Consider the following 6,499-nt stretch of genomic DNA (forward strand, 5'->3'; position numbering starts at 1 on the left):
AATTCGAAGTAGATGAACAGATGACTAATCCAACTCAATCGCTTTACTGGCCGCATCGAGAGGGTTAGTATAGAACACGAGCTGTAGTTGATCCAAGAGTTCATCCGGTATCGTCGCTAAGTCTTCTTTGTTCTTTGCGGGAAGCAATACTGTCTTTGCACCCGAATCTGCTGCCAGTTGCAGCTTATCAATCAAAGAACTCACGGCAACTAATTCACCCATTAGACTCATTGCTCCAAGTACGACGGCTTGTGGTCTAACCGGCCGGTCGAGAATCCCCGAGACGATTCCTACAAGCAGTCCAACACTTGTCTCACTACCTTCGGTCGCATCAGATGGATTGAGGACTTGAACATTGATGTCGTATTCGCTCAAAGCCTCGTCACGGCTAAGTTCCCGCATATTTGCTTGGAGATAGTCGCACGCTGTCTCAAACGACTCTTTCATCTGCTTACCGGGTGTTCCCGAGATGTTTGTCTTCCCGGAGCCAGGAAGTGCTTGAGTTTCTATTCGGAAAGGAGCATGACGGTTTTCACTATCACCGATAGTATAAACAGTGCCTGACTGCTGTGTTCCAGGCGGAATAAGTGCCTCATCAGCTTCTTCTGGGACTGGAACGTGGATTTCTTCTTTCGTTTCCAAATCTAGATACGAGAACTCGACTGCTCGATATTCCATTCCGCCAATTCGCTTCAGTTGTTCTTTCACTCGGCGTCGCCCTTCCATAGCGAATTCGAGATACTGACGGAGATCCTCCTTCGTATACTCTCCATGTGGATGGAGTAATTTGAGCAGCCCAGATACCGTCTTCCGAACGGCTTTTTCATCTCGTTGGTTCAGATGATCGCCAAATACGAACTCTTCATTAATGGCATCGCCGTACGATTCTTTCCGCAATTCGCGAACGAACTCAGCGAAGTAATCGACAATAAAGCCGAACTGATCACCGAAGAATTCGGATCGCATCTTAGGTACTTCCCATCCAGGTAGGTAGTAGTGGAATCGATCGATGAGCGCGAGATCTTGCATCTCTTCGGGAAACGGTTCGAAGAGATGAGAGCTTTTGAGGACGCCCTCGATGTCCAAGTCAATATTTCCGACGTAGACCATCGATGCTTGGGCCGTAAGTTCCTCAGTTCCGCGTGAGAAACTCCCTGACTCCATGTAGTCTTTGAGCATCTGTACGGCTTCCGAGTCGCTGAACCGAAGGCCTCCAACTTCATCGAACGCAACGACATCCCATCGACCGACCAGTCCAATTCGGCCCGTATTGAGGTTCAAGAAAAGCTTCGCAACGGTTGTCTTCCCACCAGAAATAAGGATTGAATGGGGACTGATTTCCCGGTACAAGTAACTCTTTCCTGTCCCGCGCGGACCGAGTTCAACATAGTTGTAATTTGATTCGACAAGCGGAATACACCGGGTTAGAAAGAGGAATTTCTCGCGGTCGCTGAACGCGGAGGGATCATACCCAACGCTCTGGAGAAGAAGATCCAACCATTGGTCACGTGTGAACTCTCTTCGCCGCTCTTTCAACTGGTCAAGATCTAGGTTCGACACCTGGATCGGTTTGAAAGAGTCGATGCCGAACAAACTCTTGGGACTGTTCGCATTGTCCGGAAGATATTCTAGGTCGATAATTGCCCAGACACCACCTCCCAGAAGTTTCGGATGTTTGCTGACAAGGTGCTCATTGATCTCGACGTCGTTCAACCCGAGGTTGACGAACGACCCGACATAGGCGTCCTGCTGCTCGTCGAGTCTAACAGTTACCTTGTCGATGACCCGGTACCGGCCCCGCTCACGTACTTCACTTTTAACGAACTCGGCCTCATCGGGACGGACGTAGTGTTTCGACAGAATTTGTTTGACCTTTTCGAGCCCCTCCTCAAGAGATTCCTCATCGTCTGTGGCACAGTATTGTCCAATGAGGTACTCAAGAACGTATGTGGGAACGTTTACCCCAGACTTGATATCCTGAACGAGATCCTTCCGGACGACGCGTCCGGGAAAGACGTCGAGGGCTTTCTGATCGACGTCCTCAGTTGTCATTGTATAATGGCCAATGTAGCCGGGGGCATATTGGTATCGGTCGAACAAAAATAGAGGTAGACGGTAACAGACGATCTCAACTCCCGGCTGCTATCGTGGCGACAATCGCTTGAATGCCGCAGCGATTAGATGTCAAACCCCATATCGTCATCTCCAAAGAGCAGATCGAGTTCGACCGTCTTCTTCGTGATTGTTTCGCGAGTGTCGGTGTTGATGACTTCGAATTGAACAGAATTCTCTCCAGAGATTGCTCCCTGTTTGAGTCGGATACGGGTACTGTTGGTTCCAGGCGAGATCTCCATCGAAACGGTGTCTGCGACTGGTTTGCCGTCGATATTCGCGCGGACTTCCAGGGTTGGTGCTCTATCGAACGCTACTTGCCCGCTTTTGGCCTCGATCTCGGCGGAAATGATCGAATTGGTGATCGGATCCGGTATCGAAACGTCGTAACTTATCGATGCGCTTTCTTCGATTTCGCTTGTCGTGACGGTAAGACATGGGACGAGTAGCTCCTGAAGTGAAATCCCACCGTGGAAGTATCGCATGTTGCCGTGTGTTTTGAAACACGCGACGCTTCGGGGGAATAGCAGTTTGAGATCGGGGGCAGTGATACCGAGGTCAGACAGCGCCTCGTGGTCGATCTCGATAAATTCGTCCGTGTCCACGAGCGGCGTGTCACGATTGGCCGCAGCGAACCGACGTTTCACCACAGGGGCCAGGTCTGGTGACTCGACCTTGAGATCATCGGTCAATCGATTCGTGTAGAGGAAGCCGTGGTCGCTCGTGATCACGAACCGTGTGTAGCCAGCCTGTTTTAGACGCTGAACCGTCCGTTCCACGTCGTCGACGTGTGAGGCGACCTGGCTGAACGCAGCGTCGTCATCGAGACTCTCGCCGAGTTTGTCTATTGTCCCCGAGTAGACGATTCGGGGAACAGGATCGGAGCCTTGGAGCTCTTCCAGTGAGATGTCGCTCACCTCGTTCATACCGACGACTTCGAAGCCAGCAGCACTGAACCGTTCGACGCGGTCGGTTTTTCCGCTCATCTCCTCACCGCCACTGGTCACCACGAGGTCGTCGTTTTCGAGTGAAAGTCCGAGATTGCCGGGGAGGTGGGCGGCCATTCCGACTTCGGTAACCGAGGGGAGTGCTGCGCTGACTGCACTCAGATCTTGCTCGAAGTCGGTTCGCAGTCCAAGGTTCTCTTTGATTGCTTCGGCGAGTTCATATCGAAGGCCGTCACAGATGATGATCGCCGTACCGTCCTCAAGGTCAGCGAACTCTTCGTAGAACGATGTCTGGGGTGTTCCAAGCGTCGGATCTTCATTCAGAATATCAGCAAGCGGGCGGTTCACATCCTGGAGGAAGGACATGTAGTGTTTGGTGACCCGTTGTTTCACCGTGGTCTCCTTTGGATAGGGGTACGTAGCCTCCCGCGCTGCGCTGATGTATTTTCGATAGGCTGCGTCAACTTTCCACCAGCCGTCCTCACTCGTGTATTTCTGGGCAAGCTCGTCTGAGGTAAGGGTTTTCGCCTCATCCGCATCAACGGTTCCGACCAGCTGTAACGTTTTAACTGCTTGAACGGGAACCGACCAATCGACGAGGTCCTCGTTGTTCCAGAAGCTGTTCCGTCGTTGCGTGGCGGTCTGTTCGAGATCCGCTGCGATCTCAGGGAGGTCGGCGTACGTCTCTTCAGCGAGACGTTCCATCACGAGTCGAATAAGGCCCATGTCGATGCCCTTGAACGCTGTGGCGTCCCAGTGAATCCGTTCAGAGTCGATTACGGCCTCCGCCAGATCGTAGTCTGTCTCGATCTGCTGTGCGTAGCGCGTGAATTCGGCAGGGGCATATTGCTGCCATTCGTCGCAAAATGCCGCCGCAGCACGGGTGTCATCTGCAGCGAGTTCGTCGTACCGCGTCGTCGGGGCTCGGCTCGCAACTTCGCCAAAGAGCAGCTGAGTCGCTAACTCCTTCGGGTCGAGTCCGGCGTCGACACCGTACTCCTGGCGAAGTTGTGCGTCCCAGGAGTCGGCCATCGCGTTGTCCTCGATCTTGTCACGATACTCTTCAGGGTCGGCGAGGTAGGATCGAACCCAGTGGTCGGTTGCCGGGCCTGCTGTATCGAAGAGGACACAAAAGAACGCCAGGCGCTGAACCTCGCGGTTCTGGCCCCAGTCCTCGTACGCGTCAGGGATCTCTTCGTCGTGCTCGACGAGGAACTGCGTCACCGGCGTGTCGTCGATGTCCTGACCGACGCGGTACTGCCGTCCGAGTGCGTGGACATCGCGGAACCACTCAGCGTCGTTTCGAGACTCGGGGATGTAGAACAGCCAGTTATTCTCGTAATTCGGGTCTTCCTCGTGGAGTCGGCGCTTCAGCTCGAAGTAGCTGCCGTCGTAATGCGCGAGCGTAACGTCATCGAGTGCCGCTTCGACCTCGTCGAGGACGCCCTTGTACTTCTCCTGGGCGTCATACCACACCCAGACCGGGTGTCGGTCGAATTTTTGCTGAAGTTCCGTGATAATACTGTTCGCAAGATCTCCCATAATGAATCACCTCGAATAGCTCGATTTCAGTTTCGGAAGTCCGGTTTCGAGAATATCGTACTGGTCCCACTCTTTGATGTTCTCCCAGATTCCTTTCTCAACGTCAACTGTGACACCGTCATCGATCATTTCGTCGATGGTGTCACGGAACTCTCTGATGTCGTCGAGGTCGTTCTGGACTTTTCCTTTTCTGTTCAGGAGTTCCTTGTCTGGGTTGTCCCCGTTGGTTTGGGCGTTCAAGGTTTCGAGTTCGTTTTCGAGCTCGCCGATTCGTGGATCGAGATACTGGCCACGGAGCTTCGGGAGGGTATTTGCATCTATTCCGTGGTAATAAATGAAGCAGCTGAACGCACCGTTCGGACTTTCGAGTTGCCAGTAGATCGGGCTCCGCTCTCCACGGGGTTTGTACTCGTCGACGTGATGATACCGGAAGAAACGCTCACGAAGCCACTCTTCCAAATTACGACTTAGCGCAGATTCCATGTCGCTTATGACGGCCTGTCCATCTGTGAACAGCAAGTCGACTGCCTCGTAGAGCAACGATTCGACTTGTTTATCGTCACCGAATGAGAGAATTTCATCATCAAGCGTAGGGAGATCTTTACCCGTGTCCCACCGCCCAAACAGAGTCCCTACAATCAACGACACGATCCGACCAGCGGTGTCGGTGTACTCATCAGCAGTATAGAGGTCGTGATCATACCGAAGCTGTGCGACAGTTAGTGGCGACAGTTTAGTTTCCAGTGCTGCTTCACGGAGTGTCGGCGTGTCCATCTCAGAGAGCGTTTCTACTGCTTCGTTGAGGCGATCTTGATCAAAGTCTTTTATAGTTATATGATCGCTGAGAACATCAGGATACTCGACGTGTGCGTCAGTTGCAACCGGGAACCTCGCGGTATTTTTTGGAAGCTGTTCATACATCTGATCCCGAGTCTCAGGAGAGATTTCATACTCATTGAACAGAATAGTGTCGATTGCTCCGTGAGCAGCCAACTTCCGCGCCTTCATCGCCTCTTCAACACGTAGAAGACTCGACACGTCTTTGTTTAAGACCGCAGCGACGGCTTCACCATTAAAATCAGCTGATATTTCGTATATTTCTGAGACAGATCTCCGTTCGGACACGCACAAGTTGGTAAGCTTCGTTAATGTTTCTTCATTATTATAGGATGATTTTATAGGAAGACGTTCTGCGTCACCAACTTCAAAATTGATCCCTGGATTTAATCCATTTGCTAGGTATCTATATAAGGTAGAGTTTAGGTTTGCGAGCAGAATCTCTTCACTCAGTGACTCAGAGGTGACAAATGGAGCTTTATCATGGAATATAGAGTTTTTTGGCAACCATCGCCCCACGAAGTAATTTCCAAATCTTCGGAATGTGACGCCTTGGTTAAAATAGAATTTCTCGTTCCTAACCCATCCTGTTTCTTTCATTTCCTCTTCACCTTGACCCCAGTCAACATAGTCTGTGGGATAATCATAGTACTCTGCATCTGTCCCACTCATTTGGTACCTGATATAGCGTCTCCCGAGCTCAGATTTGTCAACTTCCCAATATTTTCTAACAAACTTATCATCATTGTCCGTCTGTAATCCCACCCCAATATCTGCGATCCCGTCACCAAGGGCTTCGTAATCCGTGAATAAACGAAGTGTTTCTTCCCCAAACCAGTAGAGGAATGGTCTTCTACCAATATCGTCAATTCTACTTTGAGAGAAGATATACACGTCGTCATGGTCGTCGCCAGAGCGAAGTGATTCAGCGATTTCCTGCAGGCCTGCAATTTTCCGCTCGTAGTTCTTATAGTACTCCTGCTCGTGGGTCATCCGCATCCGTTCTAGTTTAGCAGATCGGGGGATCCAGAGACACCAAGCTAGAATAGTCAGTAACTAGA

3 protein-coding genes are annotated in these 6,499 nt (G+C 51.4%); all 3 read right to left on the bottom strand.

All coding sequences use genetic code 11. The features are described from left to right. Positions 1–24: 24 nt before the first annotated feature. Positions 25–2,052 (bottom strand): protease Lon-related BREX system protein BrxL, encoded by a 2,028-nt coding sequence (gene brxL, locus PGX04_RS32955; RefSeq protein ID WP_273742330.1) that lies wholly within the window; start codon positions 2,050–2,052, stop codon positions 25–27. 125 nt (positions 2,053–2,177) lie between these two features. After that, complete coding sequence (locus PGX04_RS32960; RefSeq protein ID WP_273742331.1) at positions 2,178–4,601, bottom strand: PglZ domain-containing protein; 2,424 nt, start codon at positions 4,599–4,601, stop codon at positions 2,178–2,180. Positions 4,602–4,607: 6 nt separating this feature from the next. Continuing rightward, positions 4,608–6,431, bottom strand: coding sequence for a hypothetical protein (locus PGX04_RS32965; RefSeq protein WP_273742332.1), 1,824 nt, complete (start codon positions 6,429–6,431; stop codon positions 4,608–4,610). Positions 6,432–6,499: the final 68 nt, after the last annotated feature.

This window comes from Natrinema soli (assembly GCF_028618695.1).

Excerpts from the sequence above, each read along its gene's own strand:
- PGX04_RS32965 (WP_273742332.1), bottom strand. The coding sequence starts at position 6,431 with ATGACCCACGAGCAGGAGTACTATAAGAACTACGAGCGGAAAATTGCA.
- brxL (WP_273742330.1), bottom strand. The coding sequence starts at position 2,052 with ATGACAACTGAGGACGTCGATCAGAAAGCCCTCGACGTCTTTCCCGGA.
- PGX04_RS32960 (WP_273742331.1), bottom strand. The coding sequence starts at position 4,601 with ATGGGAGATCTTGCGAACAGTATTATCACGGAACTTCAGCAAAAATTC.